This window comes from Pinisolibacter sp. DMC19, assembly GCF_056313985.1.
The window spans coordinates 110,715-126,320 of record NZ_JBQUZF010000003.1; the positions used below are offsets into that span (position 1 = coordinate 110,715).

Annotated in this window: 14 protein-coding genes; 5 read left to right on the forward strand and 9 right to left on the reverse strand. The window is 69.5% G+C overall.

The features are described from left to right. Nucleotides 1–56: 56 nt before the first annotated feature. The 5 genes from ACT53U_RS08695 to ACT53U_RS08715 all read right to left on the reverse strand — a co-directional run bounded on the left by ACT53U_RS08695 (nucleotide 57) and on the right by ACT53U_RS08715 (nucleotide 5,002). On the reverse strand, nucleotides 57–464 hold the full coding sequence (locus ACT53U_RS08695; protein WP_476154196.1) for a hypothetical protein: 408 nt from the start codon (nucleotides 462–464) through the stop codon (nucleotides 57–59). A gap of 97 nt (nucleotides 465–561) precedes the next feature. Then, a complete protein-coding gene (locus tag ACT53U_RS08700; protein ID WP_476154198.1) occupies nucleotides 562–1,266 on the reverse strand; it encodes a nitrous oxide reductase accessory protein NosL in 705 nt (234 codons plus the stop codon). Between the two features lie 55 nt (nucleotides 1,267–1,321). Then, nucleotides 1,322–3,541 carry a TonB-dependent siderophore receptor gene (locus ACT53U_RS08705; RefSeq protein ID WP_476154200.1) on the reverse strand — a complete coding sequence of 740 codons (2,220 nt, stop codon included), beginning with the start codon at nucleotides 3,539–3,541 and terminating at the stop codon, nucleotides 1,322–1,324. A 44-nt stretch (nucleotides 3,542–3,585) separates the two neighbouring features. Further along, nucleotides 3,586–4,005, reverse strand: coding sequence for a DUF2946 domain-containing protein (locus ACT53U_RS08710; RefSeq protein WP_476154202.1), 420 nt, complete (start codon nucleotides 4,003–4,005; stop codon nucleotides 3,586–3,588). Between the two features lie 109 nt (nucleotides 4,006–4,114). After that, entirely contained in the window at nucleotides 4,115–5,002 is an 888-nt protein-coding gene (locus ACT53U_RS08715) for a cation diffusion facilitator family transporter (RefSeq protein WP_476154204.1), read from the reverse strand. A gap of 189 nt (nucleotides 5,003–5,191) precedes the next feature. Here ACT53U_RS08715 and ACT53U_RS08720 point away from each other — a divergent pair, with 189 nt between their 5' ends. From ACT53U_RS08720 to ACT53U_RS08735, 4 genes are read left to right on the forward strand one after another with little or no spacing between them, the layout of a single operon-like run. Continuing rightward, nucleotides 5,192–6,640, forward strand: a complete 1,449-nt coding sequence (locus ACT53U_RS08720) for a UbiA family prenyltransferase (RefSeq protein ID WP_476154206.1) — start codon at nucleotides 5,192–5,194, stop codon at nucleotides 6,638–6,640. A gap of 10 nt (nucleotides 6,641–6,650) precedes the next feature. Further along, nucleotides 6,651–7,115, forward strand: coding sequence for a GtrA family protein (locus tag ACT53U_RS08725; protein WP_476154208.1), 465 nt, complete (start codon nucleotides 6,651–6,653; stop codon nucleotides 7,113–7,115). Continuing rightward, on the forward strand, nucleotides 7,115–8,449 hold the full coding sequence (locus ACT53U_RS08730; RefSeq protein WP_476155038.1) for an FAD-binding oxidoreductase: 1,335 nt from the start codon (nucleotides 7,115–7,117) through the stop codon (nucleotides 8,447–8,449). Before ACT53U_RS08725 ends, ACT53U_RS08730 begins: the two co-directional genes overlap by 1 nt. A gap of 8 nt (nucleotides 8,450–8,457) precedes the next feature. Next, nucleotides 8,458–9,198, forward strand: coding sequence for an SDR family oxidoreductase (locus tag ACT53U_RS08735; RefSeq protein WP_476154209.1), 741 nt, complete (start codon nucleotides 8,458–8,460; stop codon nucleotides 9,196–9,198). A gap of 3 nt (nucleotides 9,199–9,201) precedes the next feature. On the opposite strand, the gene ACT53U_RS08740 is transcribed toward ACT53U_RS08735, so the two are convergent. Next, entirely contained in the window at nucleotides 9,202–10,029 is an 828-nt protein-coding gene (locus ACT53U_RS08740) for a Cof-type HAD-IIB family hydrolase (protein ID WP_476154210.1), read from the reverse strand. Between the two features lie 434 nt (nucleotides 10,030–10,463). On the opposite strand from ACT53U_RS08740, the gene tal reads away from it, so the two are divergent. Then, nucleotides 10,464–11,420: a transaldolase gene (gene tal / locus ACT53U_RS08745; RefSeq protein WP_476154212.1), complete on the forward strand. Its 957-nt coding sequence runs from the start codon at nucleotides 10,464–10,466 to the stop codon at nucleotides 11,418–11,420. A 354-nt stretch (nucleotides 11,421–11,774) separates the two neighbouring features. On the opposite strand, the gene ACT53U_RS08750 is transcribed toward tal, so the two are convergent. The 3 genes from ACT53U_RS08750 to ACT53U_RS08760 are packed head-to-tail and all read right to left on the reverse strand — an operon-like array spanning nucleotide 11,775 to nucleotide 15,551. Next, a complete protein-coding gene (locus ACT53U_RS08750) occupies nucleotides 11,775–13,181 on the reverse strand; it encodes an L-fucose/L-arabinose isomerase family protein (RefSeq protein ID WP_476154214.1) in 1,407 nt (468 codons plus the stop codon). 31 nt (nucleotides 13,182–13,212) lie between these two features. Next, nucleotides 13,213–13,914, reverse strand: coding sequence for an L-ribulose-5-phosphate 4-epimerase AraD (gene araD / locus ACT53U_RS08755; RefSeq protein ID WP_476154216.1), 702 nt, complete (start codon nucleotides 13,912–13,914; stop codon nucleotides 13,213–13,215). Nucleotides 13,915–13,925: 11 nt separating this feature from the next. Next, on the reverse strand, nucleotides 13,926–15,551 hold the full coding sequence (locus tag ACT53U_RS08760) for a ribulokinase (RefSeq protein ID WP_476154217.1): 1,626 nt from the start codon (nucleotides 15,549–15,551) through the stop codon (nucleotides 13,926–13,928). Nucleotides 15,552–15,606 lie beyond the last annotated feature (55 nt).

The window sequence follows — 15,606 nt, forward strand, 5'->3', positions numbered from 1 at the left end:
TGAGTTCGTCGACGCGACGCTCCCGGTCTTCGCGGGCGGCGCCGGTCTTCGGTCGATCAGGCAGGAAGGGCGAGCGGAGGTCCGCGGACGACGCCGAAGCGATGGATCGGCCGCGAAACGAGGAAGGCGACGACGACTTCGGGCGCCGGGGCTTCGGCGACGACCGCCGGTCCGACGACGACCGGCCCCTGCGGCACGGGGCCGTTGCCGGTCACCGCCGCCGAGGCGCAGAGCACGCAGGGGTCGTCGACGGCGTCGATCGGCGACGTGCGATCGCCGGCCTCGCCGTGGCAGAGCTCCAGGATGCCGGTGGCGGCGACGTCCGAGGAGACCGAGGCGGCCGCCGTGGCGCCGAGATGGTCCGCGGTCAGGAGGACCTGGAACAGCATGGCGAAGACGGCGAGCCACAGCGTCGGACGAGCGTTCCGAAACGCGCGCGACGATGAGGCTCGGTGTTCGGTCATGCGATCTCCCACAAGGGACGTGTCGACGGTCGATCCATCGCGCTTTGCTGATATCTGCGCCTTGATCATGGTCAATGACGGCGGGAGGATCGTGCCGTCACGGCTTCGCGGTTGCGGGCTGGCCGGTCAGTTCCTGCTTCAGTTTCTCCGATCTGCGCCGCATTTCGGCCCGCCAGCGACGGTTCGTCGCGTTGTCCTCGGCCATCACCAGATGGGCGTTCTTCAGCGCCTCCTCGAAGCGCACGACACGGGCGCCGGCGGTCTTGGCGAGTTCGGTCGAAGCGGCGGCATCGGCCTTGGCGCGATCGGCATAGGCGAAGTTGGAGACCCGCGTCATCGTGCCGGGCCGCGAGGGATCGAGCACGTAGAAGGCCTTGTCGACGGGAACCAGCGGCTTGACCTCGTCGTCCGACCCGGCATCGCCGACCCACATCCCGCGGATGTCGGCATTGATGCCGAGCGACAGGCCGACCGCCAGACAGCGCAGCGAGCAGGTGCCGTCCATGCCGTCGTCCTCGTAGGAGACGAGATGGCGGCTGTGCGAGAACTTGCGCCGGTCCATGCCGCAGTATCGGCACCGCGGCTGCTTTTCGAACTCGTTGGTCTGCGGATCTGGATCCTTGGGCAGACCGCGCAGCGGCCCGTTGGCGGCCGTCCATTCCCACGGCGTCTGGGTGGCCGGGGCGGGCGCCGGGGCCGGAGGGGCGGCAGGCTTGTCCTCGGCACTCGCGGGGCGGGCGGCGAAGAGCGCGGCGAGGGCTGCGGCGCCGAGCACGGCGCGGCGATCGGGAGATGTCGTCATGATGTCCTCGGAAGAAGGAGGGAAGGCGGGAGGGCCGGGGCCCTCCCGACGAGGCTCAGAACGTCGCCTTCAGCGTCACGAGGAAGTTCCTCGGGTCGCCGTAGGTGTTGTAGGTGTTCGTGCCGCCGATGCGGGTGCGATAGACCGTGTCGAACACGTTGTTGACGGCGAACGTCGCCTTCAGGTGCTTGTTGATCGCGTAGCCGGCCTGGAGATCGACGACCGTGTAGGGGTTCTGCACGCGTACCGGCGGATTGCCGTTGCCGGAATCCGAATAGGCCTGCAGGCCGAGACCGCCGAAGACGCCGGCCCAACGCCCGTCGAGGACGGTGTACTGGGTCCACAGTTTGAACGAATGCTTCGGCTGCCAGGTGGTGATCGGATTGCCGGTGTTCGGGGCCGCCGTCAGGACCTTGGTGTGGTTGTAGGTGTAGCCGGTGGCGATCTGCCAGCCGGGCAGCGCCTCGCCGGTCACCTCGAGTTCGACACCCTCGCTCTTGGCCTTGCCGGCGGGGAGGTAGAAGCCCGGGTGGTTGAGGTCCGACATCGTCCGATTGTAGTCGTCGATGTAGAAGGCCGCCGCCGAGGTCTGCAGTTTGCCGCCGAAGAACTCGCCCTTGAGGCCGACCTCGTATTGCGCGCCGGTGCGCGGATCGAGGATCGTGCCGGCGCCGCCGTCCCACATCTTCGACGTCGTCGGCACGAAGATGTCGGCGTAGCTGGCGTAGACGTTGATGCCCTTGACGATCTCGTAGACGAGACCGGCATAGGGCGACAGCCGCCCGTCGGCCTTGGAGCCCGGCGACCAGCCGGTCTCGGCCCCCGGCGGTATGGTGCGCGAGCGCGAATCGTACCAGGAGACGCGCGACCCGACGATCAGCGTCAGCGGATCGAGGATCTTGATCTTGCCCTGGCCGTAGATGCCGATCTGCTTCTGCTCGCTCCGCGAACCGGAGTTGAAGACGAAGGCCGGTTCGGGAACGGTGGCGTCGGGATTGAAGATGTTGCCGGTGACGCGCGGCGTCGCCGAGCCGAGTGCACCGTTGAAGTTCTGGCCGACGCCCTCGTTGCCCCAGAAGGCGTAGTTGGTGCCGAGCAGGATCTCGTGCGTGCGGCCGAACAGCTCGATCGGCCCGCGCACGAAGGCATCGGCCGAGTTGCGCTCGTAGTCGTAGAGCCACCAGCGGCGCACGTACTCGACGTTTCCGGCGGCATCGATGCCCTCCCAAGGATAGGCGTCCTTGAAGTCGAAGTGCTGGCGCCGCGTGGTGTAGGAGGCCTTGGCCACCCAGCCGTTGTCGAAACGGTGCTCGAGCGAGGCGGCATATTCGTCGGTCAGCCACAGATAGCGCGACCACGACGGGTAGGGATTGGTCGAGCGCGGCACGTCGATGAAGGCGCCGGTCGCCTTGTCGGCCGGAAGGCCGGAGAAGGACGGCGCGTGGTCGTCCTGATGGACGGCCGAGACCGTCAGCAACGTCTTGTCGGTCAGATCGATCTCGACCGTGCCGAAGCCGACCCACTTCGTGTCGTGGGCGCGGTCGTAATAGTAGTCGCGGTCGGTGCCGGCGAGCACGCCGCGCCAGCGGATGCGCTTCTCCTCGCCGAGCGGACCGGTCACGTCGAGTTCGGCGCGCTTGTTGGCCCACGAGCCGTAGCTGGTGATGAGCGAGGCACCGAAGACGTCCTTCGGCGTCTTCTTGACGAGGTTCACCACGCCGCCCGGGCTGCCCTGACCCATCAGCAGGCCGGTCGGTCCCTTGAGCACCTCGATACGGTCGTAGATCGCCGTGTCGAACTGCTGCCAGCCGCCGAAGCCGTTCAGCGCCGGCGCGCCGTCGACCATGGACTCGGGGGAATAGCCACGGATGTAGTACTGGCTCTGCGACGAGTCGTTCGAGATCATCGTCACGCCCGGCGTGCGGGCGAGGACCTGATCGACCGTCGTCAGGTTCTGATCCTCGATCTGCTGGCGCGTCATCACCGAGACCGAATTCGGCACGTCGATGCGCCTCAATGGGATCTTGCCGGCGGTGGTCACGGCGCCGGAGGTGTAGGAGCCGGTGCCGTCGGTGGTGGCGGCGTTCTTCTGCGGCCGGTCGGCCGAGACCACGACCTCCGGCAGCGGCGCGTCGACCGTCTGGCCCTGTTCCTGCGGCGGCGTCTTCGCCTTCTTCTGCTTCTTGGCCGGCTCGGCCAGCGCCGTCGAGGACGCGAGCACGAGCGCGAGCGCGACGAGGCCGGGGCCCCTCGCGAGGGTGGGGATGGATTGCATGGTTTCTTCTCCCGAAAGCGCGTCGAGGCGCCTCGTGGACGAGATCAGGCGGCGACGGGGATCGCGCCGGTTCGGACGTCGTCTCGGGAGAGGGAAGGGGGCGCACGGGCGCGGATGCGGTCGAGGAGCCGCGGCAGGACGATCGCCTCGACGGCGATGCGCCATTCGGCCGGCCGGAACCGTTCGATCGGCGGCGGGGCGAGGCCGATCTCGACCGGCGGGGCGAAGCCGCCGGGCGCGGCGAGGCGACACAGGCCGCAGGCGTCGTCGTGATGGAGTGCGGCCGGGTTCGTCGCGTCGCGTCGATCGACGACGTCCTGGTCCTGGGCGCAGACGATGATGTCGACGAGGGGATCGAAGGCGAGGCGGACGCTGGCCGCGCTGGAGCCGACCGGCGCCAGGATCTGCACGATCAGCGCCAGTACGATCAGAAGTGCTTCGAAGGTGTTGCGCAACCTTCGCAAGAATACGCTCCCCTTGCCCCACGTCACAGACGACATTTCAGCCGGGGAGAGTCAATCGGGGTTGATCTACGTACGACGGAGTGACGAGGCGCCGTGGCGCCGCCGCTTGTCATAGGACAAGGACGCCGCGGTGTTCGGCCTCGCCCTCCGGCTCGAGGTGGATGGTGACGATCGCGTCTTCGATCGCCGCCGCCAGCGCCGCCTCGATGCGGTCGCAGATGGCGTGCGCCTCGCGCACCGCCATGTCGCCCGGCACCACCAGATGGAAGTCGACGAAGACGGCGCGGCCGGCATGGCGCGTGCGCAGGGCATGGGCCTCGAGCGCGCCGGTCGCCTCGGCGGCGATGATCTCGGAGATCTTCGCCAGGATGTCGCTGCCGACCGCCTCGTCCATCAGGCCGGAGAGCGAATCGCGCATCACCTTCCAGCCCGCCCACAGGATGTTGACCGCCACCGCGGCGGCGAGCAGCGGATCGAGGATCATCCAGCCGGTCACGACAGCCAGTCCGACGCCGGCCGCCACGCCGACCGAGGAGACGACGTCGGAGAGGAGGTGGTGTCCGTCGGCCACCAGCGCCGGCGAGCGAAGTCGTCGACCGCGCACGATCAGCACCCGACACCAGGCCGCGTTGATCACGCTCGCCAGACCGTTGATCGCCAGACCTTCGAACGGCGCGTCGATGGCGCGCGGCGCCAGGATCCCGGCCCAGGCCTCGCGGAAGATCAGGACGGCGGCGACGACGATCATCGCCCCTTCGAGCGCGGCGGAGAAGAACTCGGCCTTGTGGTGGCCGTAGGGGTGGCGGGCGTCGGCGGGCCGCGCGGCGATGCGGATCGCCACCAGAGCGGCGATCGCGGTGGCGACGTTGACGATGCTCTCGAGACCGTCGGAGAGCAGCGCCACCGACCCCGTGACCGCCCAGGCGACGAGCTTCAGTGCGAGCACCAAGACGCCGACGACGATGCTGCCGATGGCGATACGGTGGGTGGTGGTCATGGGGTGGCTCCGTCGACCGGCCCGGGTCGCGCCGGCGGCGCCACATTGTCACGAACGCCGTGCGCGCGACAGTCGTCCTTCGGTGGGCGTCACCGCGTCGAGGTGTCTCCCGTCGGAGCCGGTGTTAGGATCACGAATCGGCTGCGGCGCCCGCATCGCGGCCCGCCGCATCGTTTCCCGGAGATCCGCATGAGCGACCCAGTCGAAGACCCCGTGACGGCCACCGGGCCGATCCCGCTGGTCCTCGATCTCGACGGCACGCTCGTCGCCTCCGATCTCCTGGTCGAGGCCGCGATCGCCCACGTCGCCGCCCATCCGTTCGGCGTCGGTGGCCTGATCGCCGCCGCCCGTCGCGGCAAGGCGGCGTTGAAGGCGACGATCGCCGCCGCCACCCCGGTCGATCCGACGCGTCTGCCCTGGGACGTCCGCGTGCTGGCGATGATCGAGGCGGCGCGCGACGCCGGCCGGCCGGTCTGGCTCGCCTCCGGTTCGAACGAGCGTCACGTCGCCGCGGTCGCCGCCCATCTCGGCCTCGACGGCTGGCTCGCCTCCGACGACAGGGTCAACCTGACCGGTGAGGCCAAGGCGCGCCGGCTGGTCGAGACCTTCGGCGAGAAGGGCTTCGACTATGTCGGCGACGGTGCGGTCGACCTGCCGGTCTGGGCGGTCTGTCGCCGCGGCATCGCCGTCGAGCCGTCGCGCCGGACCCGCGCCCGCCTCGCCGCGACGCGCCCCGACGTGACGATCGTGCCGCCGCTGCCCGGCCGGGCGAAGGCCTGGATCGACCTCTTCCGGCCGCACCAGTGGGTGAAGAACACGCTGGTCTTCCTGCCGTTGATCACGGCGCAGAAGTTCGCCGCCGCGGCGCTCGCCGAGGCGGTTCTCGCCTTCGTCGCCTTCTCGCTCGCCGCCTCCGCCGTCTATGTCGTCAACGACCTCGTCGACCTCGCCGCCGATCGCGAGCATCCGACCAAGAAGCGCCGGCCGCTCGCCGCCGGCCGCGTGCCGATCCTCGCCGCGCCGCCGGTCGCGGCCCTGCTCGTCGTCGCGGCGCTCCTGACGGGGTTGGCGGTCTCGCCGTTCTTTTCCGGCGTCGTCGCGATCTATCTGGCGGCGACCACGGCCTATTCCTTCTGGCTCAAGCGCAAGATGCTGGTCGATGTGCTGGTGCTCGCCGGGCTCTACACCTTCCGCGTCATCGGCGGCGCGGTGGCGATCGGCGTGCCGGTGTCGGAATGGCTGCTCGGTTTCTCGATGTTCGTCTTCACATCGCTCGCCCTGATCAAGCGCTATGTCGAACTCGCCGCCCGCATCGACGGCGACCTGCCGGACCCGGAGAACCGCGACTGGCGCAAGGCCGATCTGCCCGTCGTCTCGGCGCTCGCCGCCGCCGCCGCCTTCAATGCCGTCACGGTGTTCGCCCTCTGGGTCTCTTCCGAGACGGCGCATCGGCTCTATCGCCAACCCGCGCTGCTCTGGCTCGTCTGCCCGATCCTGGTGTATTGGCTCGGCCGCGCCCTGATGCTCGCCCATCGCCGCGAGATGGCCGACGACCCGATCCTCTTCGCCCTGAAGGATCGCAACAGCCTCTTCGCCTTCGCGCTCGCCGGCGCGATCGTCGCCGTGGCAGTGGTGTGAGGTGGCGGACATGAGCGAAGCGACCGAGCGCGAGACGATCGAAGCCGGAGAGGCGGCGACCCGCCCCTTCCTCGCCGCCCACGCCGTCTTCGTCCGCTACGTGCTCTTCGCCGTGATCGCCGGCCTCGCCAATCTCGGCGCCCAGGAGGCGACGGTCCGGATCGGTCCTGCCTGGCCGCTGATGGTCTCGGTCCTCGCCGGCACCGGCACCGGCTTCTTCGTCAAATACCTGCTCGAGAAGCGCTTCATCTTCTTCGACGCTTGGGAGAGCCACGCCGCCGAGCTGCGCAAGATCACCGTCTACGGTCTCTTCGGCGTCGGCACGACCCTGCTCTTCTGGGCGATCGAACTCGGCGCCTGGCATCTGTGGCGGACCGTCGAGGCGAAATACGTCGGCGCCGCCGTCGGCCTCGCGCTGGGCAACTGGATCAAGTACCTGATGGACAAGCATTGGGTCTTCGGGAGGTCGTCATGATGCGCCGCCTCGCCGGTTGGGGCCGCTGGCCGATGGTGGAGAGCGAATGGCTCGCCCCCGCCCGCCGCGAGGATGCCCGCGCCGCCTTTGCCGCGACCGAGGGCGTGGTGGCGCGCGGCAACGGTCGCGCCTACGGCGATGCCGCGATCGGCGCCCGGGCGACGCTCTCGACCCGCGGTCTCGACCGCATGATCGCCTTCGATGCCGCGACCGGGCTGCTGACGCTCGAGGCCGGCGTCCTGCTCGCCGACGTCGTCGACGCCTTCGGCCCACGCGGCTTCTTTCCCGCCGTGGTGCCCGGCACCCGCCTCGTCACCATCGGCGGGGCGATTGCCGCCGACGTCCACGGCAAGAACCATCACCGCGACGGCGGCTTCGGCGATCACCTCGTCTCGCTGGTGTTGGCGACGGCCGGCGGCGACGTCCTGACCTGTTCGCGCGAGGAGAACGCCGAGCTCTTCGCCGCGACCATCGGCGGCATGGGGCTGACCGGCACCATCCTCGAGGCGACGATCCGCCTGCGCCGCGTCGAGACCGGCTGGATTCGCCAGACGACGGTGGTGGCGAAGGATCTCGCCGCCGCGATCGCCGCGCTGGATGCCGCCGACGCCACGACCTATTCGGTCGCCTGGATCGACTGCGTCGCCCGCGGCGCGGCGCTCGGCCGCTCGCTCGTCTTCCTCGGCGAGCACGCGACCCGCGCCGATCTCGACGCCTCGGCGGCGCGCAACCCCTTCCCGCCGATCCCGGGCCCGCGTCTCGCCGTGCCGATCGACGCGCCCGGCTTCGCCTTGGCGCATTGGAGCGTCGCCGCCTTCAACGAGGCCTATTTCCGCCTCGGCGCCCGCAAGGCGGGGGCGCCCTTCACCGTGGCGGCCGGCCCCTATTTCTTCCCGCTCGACGGCGTCGGAGACTGGAACCGCATCTACGGCCGCCGCGGCTTCGTCCAGCACCAGTGCGTGCTGCCGACGGCGACCGGCCCTGCCGCCCTAGCCGAGATGCTCGACCGCATCGCGGCGCGCGGCGACGCCTCCTTCCTCGCCGTGCTGAAGAAGCTCGGCCGGGCGAACGGTCTGCTCTCCTTCCCGCTCGAAGGCTGGACGCTGGCGCTCGACTTCCCCGTGACGCCCGGCCTCCTCGATTTCCTCGAGGAGCTGGACGCGATCGTGGTGAAGGCCGGTGGCCGGCTCTATCTCGCCAAGGACGCCCGCCAGTCGCGCGCCACCTTCGAGGCCGGCTATGGCGCGGCCGTCGATCGTTTCCGCGCGCTCCGGCGCAGCCTCGACCCGACCGGCCGCGTCGCGTCGCGCCAATCCCTCCGCCTCGGCCTGTGAGACCCGCCATGACCGAACCGCAATCCGTCCTGATCCTCGGCGGCACCTCCGACATCGGCCGCGCCGCGGCGATCGCCTTCGCCCGCGCCGGCTGGCGCGTGACGCTCGCCGCTCGCGATGCCCAGGCGCTCGCCCGCGACGCCGCCGACGTCGCCACGCGGACCGGAACGGAGATTGCGACGCTTCGCTTCGACGCGCTCGACACCGGATCCTTCGCCGGCTTCGTCGACGCCCTCGCGTCCCTGCCCGACGCCGTCGTCTCGACCGTCGGTCTGCTCGGCGACCAGCGCCGCGCCGAGACCGATCTCGACCACGCGAGCCTGGTGCTGCGGACGAATTTCGAAGGCCCGGCGCTGATCCTCGGCCTCTTCGCCGAGCGCATGATCGCGCGCGGCTCGGGCACGATCGTCGGCGTGTCCTCGGTCGCCGGCGAGCGGGGGCGCGCCTCGAACTACGTCTACGGCGCGGCGAAGGCGGGCTTCACCGCCTTCCTCTCCGGGCTCCGCAACCGCTGCTTCAAGGCGGGCGTCCACGTCGTCTCGGTCCAGCCCGGATTCGTGCGCACCAAGATGACGGCGCATCTGGAGTTGCCCGGCGCACTGACCGCCGAGCCCGACATGGTCGGGGCGGCGATCCTCGCGGCGGTCGAGAAGAAGCGCGACGTCGTCTGGGTCAAGGGCGTCTGGCGCTGGGTGATGACCATCATCCGCGCCCTGCCCGAGCCGATCTTCAAGCGCACGAAGCTCTGAGCTTCAGGCGATCATCCGCCTCATCACCGCGGCGATGTCGTCGCCGTCGTTGTCGCCGATGATCTCGTCGGCGACGGCCTTCAGGCCCGGCGCGGCATTGCCCATGGCGACGCCGTGGCCGACGGCCGAGATCATCGTCACGTCGTTGAGATTGTCGCCGAAGGCGAGGATCTCGTCGGCGGCGATGCCCTTGGCGGCGGCCCATTCGATCAGCCGCGGCCCCTTGGAGGCGCCCGACACCATCACGTCGTAGCGGTCGATCCACGACGCCTCGATGTTGAAGCCGTCGAAGGTCCCGGCCTCGGCGCGCCACGCGGCGAGCTGCGTCGGGTCCTCGGACGAGACGACGACCTTCCAGACGAGCGGCGCCGCGGTGATCGCCGCCTCGAAGTCGGGGATCTGCTCGAGCCGCGGCCGGATCGGCTCGGGGAAGCTGGAGGCCCAGGCCGAGAGCCCGTCGAGATGCGGCGTCGCCACCTCGTAGGTCATGGCGTCGCGCAGATAGACCAGCATGTGGACGCCGTGGCGACGGCACAGTGCCACCATCCGCCGCGCCTGATCCTTGGCCATCGGCTCGCCGACCACCGGCCGGCCCTCGGCGAAGTCCCAGACATAGGTGCCGTTGCAGCAGATCGCCGGATTGTCGAGCCCGAGTTCGGCATGGAGCGGCCGCGTCAGCACGTGATGGCGGCCGGTCACCACCACCACCTCGACGCCCGCCGCGCGCGCCCGTGCCACGGCTTCACGCGTGCTGTCGCGGAACTGTCCGGTGCCGTCGAGCGAGGTGCCGTCGAGATCGAGCGCCACCAACCTGATCGTCTTACCCGTCATGAAGTCTCGTCCTTCCCCAATCGTCGGCGCCCCATTGGACGAAAGTCGCATGTCGTGCGGCCGGCGTCGAGACGTCCCGACGCGAGGCTCGCCCGCGCGGGGCGATCAGCAGGATGGTCCATGGAAAAGCAGGAATCGCAGCGTGACTGCAAGAAATTTCTGATTTATCGTCCGGCCATGCCTTCGAATGATTCCGAGTGGATATGCGACAAAGTACCGATCGTCGAACCCGTGGGAGGGGTTCTCCGGATAGCGTCGCGAAAGAAATTGCACGAAACTCGGACATCATCGGGAGGGGTGTCCTTTCCGTTTTCGTGGTTATGCTCTCGCCGAAGGGTCGAACCGGCCGTGGCGAGGGCCACGCACGGTTCCCGCGTCGCCGGCGGCGATGCGAGCCCGACAAGAAGAAGAACCCGAAGAGAAGAGCAAGACCCGTGACCAAGCTCGAATCCCTGCGCCGTTCCACCGTCATCGTCGCCGACAGCGGCGACGTCGAGGCGATCCGCGCCCACGCGCCGCAAGACTGCACCACCAATCCCTCGCTGGTGCTCAAGGCGGCTCTGCTGCCGACCAATGCCGAACTGGTGCGCGACGCCGTCGCCCGTGCCGTCGCCGAGGGCGGCGATGCGCCGCTCGAGCGCGCCGTCGAGTATCTGACCGTCGCCATCGGCCGCGAACTCTCCGCGATCGTCCCCGGCCGCGTCTCGACCGAGGTGCCTGCGCGCCTCTCCTTCGACACGACGGCCTCCGTCGCCGCCGCCGAGCGTCTGATCGCCCTCTACGAGGCCGCCGGCGTGCCGCGCGGCCGCATCCTGATCAAGCTCGCCGCCACCTGGGAAGGCATCCGCGCCGCCGAGATCCTGGAGAAGCGCGGCATTCAGACCAACGTCACGCTGGTCTTCGGTCTGCCCCAGGCCGTCGCCGCCGCCGAGGCCGGCGCCTTCCTGATCTCGCCCTTCGTCGGCCGCATCCTCGACTGGTACGTCAAGGCCGAGGGCCGGACCTTCGCGCCGGAGAACGATCCGGGCGTCCTGTCGGTCCGCCGCATCTGGAGCTATTTCAAGAAGTTCGGCTATTCGACCGTCGTCATGGGCGCGAGCTTCCGCTCGGCCGGCGAGGTCGAGGCGCTGGCCGGTTGCGACCGCCTGACGGTGTCGCCGGCCCTGCTCGCCGAGCTCTCGGCGGCCGAAGGCGAGGTGCCGCGTCGCCTCGATGCGGCCGAGGCGGCGAAGTCGGACGTCGCGCGCATCGCCGTCGACGAGGCGTCGTTCCGCTGGGCGCTCGCCACCGACCCGATGGCCAACGAGAAGCTCGCCGAAGGCCTGCGCCTCTTCCACGCCGACACCGAGAAGCTCGTCGCCCATCTCGGCACGATCGCCGCGGCGCTCTGAGCGGGTGTCTTCTTTGCGCTGCCGGGTCTCGCGAGGGGCTCGGCGGCGCTCGTCCGTCCGAATGGTACCGTCGATTCGCGTCGGTGGATTCGGCTCGGTGCGCGATGCTTCGAGACGGGCGTCTTCGACGCCCTCCTCAGCATGAGGCGCTTTTCATAGTCGATACGAATACATACGCCTCATGCTGAGGAGGCGCGCGGTCCGCGCGCCGTCTCGAAGCATCGCGCACCCGCGTCCGAACGCTGCAGACACAAAAAAACGGGCGAGACCTTTCGGTCTCGCCCGCCGGTCGACGGACGGCGCGCGCAGGAGGGGACAGGAGGCCGACCCTCGGCGCAGCGCCGCCGCTCCCGCTCAGACCTCGACGTATTCCACGCCGGCGAGGTCGCACCACGCCTTCCAGCGCGGACGCACGTCGCCCAGGTGCAGGACCTGATGGTGGGTACCGCCGTTCCTCAGCCAGCCGTTCAGGCACTCGGCGACGCCGGTGTCGGGCTTGAAGAAGAAGTAGGGCATCTCGACCGTCGGCAGTTCCTCGGTGTCGAGGATCGTGCCCTGGGCGACGACGAGGCGATACTTGCCCTCGCCCGGATCGAGCAGGCTGACCAGCGTCGCCGGACCCGGCTCGGCCATGAAGAGCACGGTCGGCGGGTTGTCGAGGCCGCCGATGCCGAGCGGGCGATCGATCAGCTTCGGCTTGCGGTCCTTGCGCGCGACCTTCCAGTTGCCCTCGCCCATGTGGCTCTGCAGCGCGGCGTCGCGCTCGAAGTCCATGGCGTACATCTCGGTGAAGTGCGGATCGGGCGCGATCGACCGCGCCGCCACCATCAGCGAGGCGCAGTTGGTGTCGCCTTCGGCGGAATAGCCGTAGCCGGCCGCCATCAGGTTCGACGCCGCCATCATGTGGATCTGGCTGAAGCGCCCGTCGAAGCCGATCTCGTTGAAGTAGAGCGAGAAGGCGTCGTAGCCGCCGGCCTCGAGCAGCTTGGTGATGCCGATCTGGATCTTCGCGGCCTCCTCGAGCTGGGCCGGCTTCAGGCGCGGATCCATCTCGAAGTTGGCCTTGCAGAAGTCGAGCACGGCGTCCACTTCGGCCTGGGTGGTCTGGTTCATGTGCCAGACGATCGAGCCCATGCCGATGTGGTCGATCTGCGGACCGAGCTTGCGCATGAAGGTGTGCGGGTCGGTCAGGATGTCGCCCATGCCCGGCATGCGGCCGAAGACGGCGACCTTCGCCTGCTTCATCGCGGTGACGGTGTGGGCGGCGACCGCGAAGGTCTCGACCGCCGCGACGAAGGCGTCGCTCTTCCAGTCGCCGGAGAAGACGGTGAACTTCTTGCCGAGGCGGATCAGCGTGTTGGCCGTGTCCTGCGCGCCGTGGACGCCCTGATTGTAGGTCAGGTCGCCCATGTCCCAGGCGGTCGTCACCTGCGGCTCGGGCTGGATGTTGGCGAGCATCAGCGGCAGCGAGCAGTCGCGGAAGGCGTTGACCAGCCGCAGGCCCGGCCCGTAGGTCAGCATGACGATCAGGACACCGTCGACGCCCTCGGCGGCGAAGCCCGCCATGGTGCGTTCGATGTCGTCGCGGCAGCGCACGGCGCCGGGGAAGACGACGTCGGCGACGTCCGAGAGCCGGCCGGCGACGTCACGGCCATAGGCCTCCTGCCGCTCGGTGATGCCGGGCAGCATCTTGTCGTAGAGTTCCTGCATGATGCCGAGCAGGCCGATCTTCGGCTTGCGGGTGACCACGTCGAGAGACATCGCGTGTTTCCTCGTGCTGGCGGATGGGGGATCACGAACCCTTCTTGCCCTGGCCGTACCAGGCGCCGGGGCCGTGTTTTCGCTGGTAGTGATAGTCGGAGACGTATTCTTCGACCGGGCGGGCGGCGGGATCGATGGTCACCGTCGCCGTGGCGATGCGGGCGATCTCCTCGAGGAAGACGGCGTTGAGCACCGCGTCCTTCGGGCTCTTGCCCCAGGTGAACGGCCCGTGGCCGGCGACGAGCGCCATCGGCCGGGCGAGCGGATCGTCGTTGCCGAGGCGGCGGACGATGGCATGGCCGGTCTCGCCCTCGTAGTCGCGCGCCACCTCGTCCGGCGTCAGCGCCGCGGTCAGCGGCACCGAACCGTGGCAGTAGTCGGCATGGGTCGTGCCGAAGCACGGGATCTCGCGCCGCGCCTGTGCCCAGGCGACCGCGTTGGCCGAATGGGTGTGGGCGACGCCGGCGATCGTCGGGAAGGCCCGATAGAGCACCAGATGGGTGCGGGTGTCGGTCGACGGATTGAGATCACCCTCGACGCGATTGCCGTCGAGATCGACGATGACGATCTTGTCGGGCGTCAGCTCGTCGTAGGAGACGCCCGACGGCTTGATCGCCACCAGGCCGCGCGCCCGGTCGATGCCGGAGACGTTGCCCCAGGTGTGGACGACGATTCCGCGTCGATCCAGTTCGAGATTGGCCTCGCAGACGGCCTTCTTCAGCTCTTCGAGCACGGTTGGCCTCCTCAGGACCGGATGTCGGTTTCGCCGAAGCGGGCGAAGCGCTCGCGCCGCTCGTAGAGCCGGGCGTAGGCGGCGACCGCCTCCGGGTTCGGCGTGTAGTCGCGCAGGATGCCGCTCTTCATCGCCTGCTTGGCGGCTTCCGCCGAGCCGTGGCAGCCGGCGGCGGTGGCGGCGAAGACCGCGGCGCCACGGGCGCAGCATTCCTCGGAGGCGACCACCGAGATCGGCCGGTTCAGCACGTCGGCGCAGGTCTGGACGACCAGCGGCGACTTCTGCGGAATGCCGCCGAGGGCGACGATGCGACGAACCTCGATGCCGCGGCTCTCGAAGCGATCGACGATGGCGCGGGTGCCGAAGGCGACCGCCTCGACCAGCGCGCGATAGACCGCCGGCGCCGAGGAGCCGAGATGCAGGCCGCCGAGGATCGCCTTGACCCGCTGGTCGGCGTCCGGCGTGCGCCGGCCGTTGAACCAGTCGAGGGCGATCTCGCCCGATCCGCCGGGCGGCAGTTCGGCCGCCGCCTTCTCGAGCGAGGCCAGGAGATGCGCGGCACGCGCCGGATCGTCGTCGCCCCAGGTGAGCAGGCGCTTGAACCAGGCGAAGACGTCGCCGAAGGACGACTGTCCCGCCTCGAAGCCGGTGAGCCCCGGCAGCACGCTGTCGGGCACCTGGCCGCAGATGCCGTCGACCAGGATGTTGCCGACCTCGCCGGGCGGGGCGACGAGGATGTCGCAGGTCGAGGTGCCCATGACGCGGGCGAGATCGTAGGGCTCGACGCCGGCACCGACCGCGCCCATGTGGCAGTCGAAGGCGCCGACCGCGACGGCGATGCCCGCCGTCAGGCCCAGCCGCTCGGCCCATTCGGCCGACAGCCGGCCGGCTTCCGCGTCGGCGGGAAGCGGGTTCTCGAACAGCGGATAGGGCAGGGACAGCAGCAGCGGATCGAGCTTCTCCAGGAACTCGCGACCCGGCAGGCCGCCCCAGCTCGGATGCCACAGCGCCTTGTGACCGGCGGCGCAGCGGCCGCGCACGATCTTGGTGTGGTCGGTGACGCCGGCGAGCACCGCCGGGATCCAGTCGCAGAACTCGACCCAGGTCGCGGCAGCTTTGGCCACTTCCGGATCGGCGCGATGGACGTGGAGGATCTTCGCCCAGAACCATTCCGACGAGTAGATGCCGCCGACGTAGCGGGTGTAGTCGGTGATCGCGCCGGAATGGCAGAGGGTGTTGATCTCCTCGGCCTCGGCGATCGCGGTGTGGTCCTTCCACAGCACGCAGAGCGCGTTGGGATTGTCGGCGAACTCGGGATGGAGCCCAAGTGCCCGGCCGTCGGCGGCGAGCGGCAGCGGGCTCGAGCCGGTGGTGTCGACGCCGATGCCGACGACGCGCGAGGCTTCCTCCGGCGCGGCGCGGAACAGGCCGCGCACGGCCTCGGTCATCGCCTCGAGATGGTCGAGCGGATGCTGGCGGTAACGGCTTGTGACGGGGTCGCACCACGCACCGGTCTCCCAGCGCGGATAGGCGACGACCGAGCGACCCAGTTCCGAGCCGTCGTCGGCCGAGAAGAGGACGGCACGGACGCTGTCGGAGCCGAAGTCGAGACCGACGACGCGACGAGGATTCGACATGGACATGAGACCGATCTCCCGGTCGGCGGGAGAGCGCGATCGACCGTCGACCGTT

Coding starts and splice junctions, on each gene's coding strand:
- ACT53U_RS08695 (WP_476154196.1), bottom strand. CDS start 464: ATGACCGAACACCGAGCCTCATCGTCGCGCGCGTTTCGGAACGCTCGT.
- ACT53U_RS08700 (WP_476154198.1), bottom strand. CDS start 1,266: ATGACGACATCTCCCGATCGCCGCGCCGTGCTCGGCGCCGCAGCCCTC.
- ACT53U_RS08705 (WP_476154200.1), bottom strand. CDS start 3,541: ATGCAATCCATCCCCACCCTCGCGAGGGGCCCCGGCCTCGTCGCGCTC.
- ACT53U_RS08715 (WP_476154204.1), bottom strand. CDS start 5,002: ATGACCACCACCCACCGTATCGCCATCGGCAGCATCGTCGTCGGCGTC.
- ACT53U_RS08720 (WP_476154206.1), top strand. CDS start 5,192: ATGAGCGACCCAGTCGAAGACCCCGTGACGGCCACCGGGCCGATCCCG.
- ACT53U_RS08725 (WP_476154208.1), top strand. CDS start 6,651: ATGAGCGAAGCGACCGAGCGCGAGACGATCGAAGCCGGAGAGGCGGCG.
- ACT53U_RS08730 (WP_476155038.1), top strand. CDS start 7,115: ATGCGCCGCCTCGCCGGTTGGGGCCGCTGGCCGATGGTGGAGAGCGAA.
- ACT53U_RS08735 (WP_476154209.1), top strand. CDS start 8,458: ATGACCGAACCGCAATCCGTCCTGATCCTCGGCGGCACCTCCGACATC.
- ACT53U_RS08740 (WP_476154210.1), bottom strand. CDS start 10,029: ATGACGGGTAAGACGATCAGGTTGGTGGCGCTCGATCTCGACGGCACC.
- ACT53U_RS08750 (WP_476154214.1), bottom strand. CDS start 13,181: ATGTCTCTCGACGTGGTCACCCGCAAGCCGAAGATCGGCCTGCTCGGC.
- ACT53U_RS08760 (WP_476154217.1), bottom strand. CDS start 15,551: ATGTCGAATCCTCGTCGCGTCGTCGGTCTCGACTTCGGCTCCGACAGC.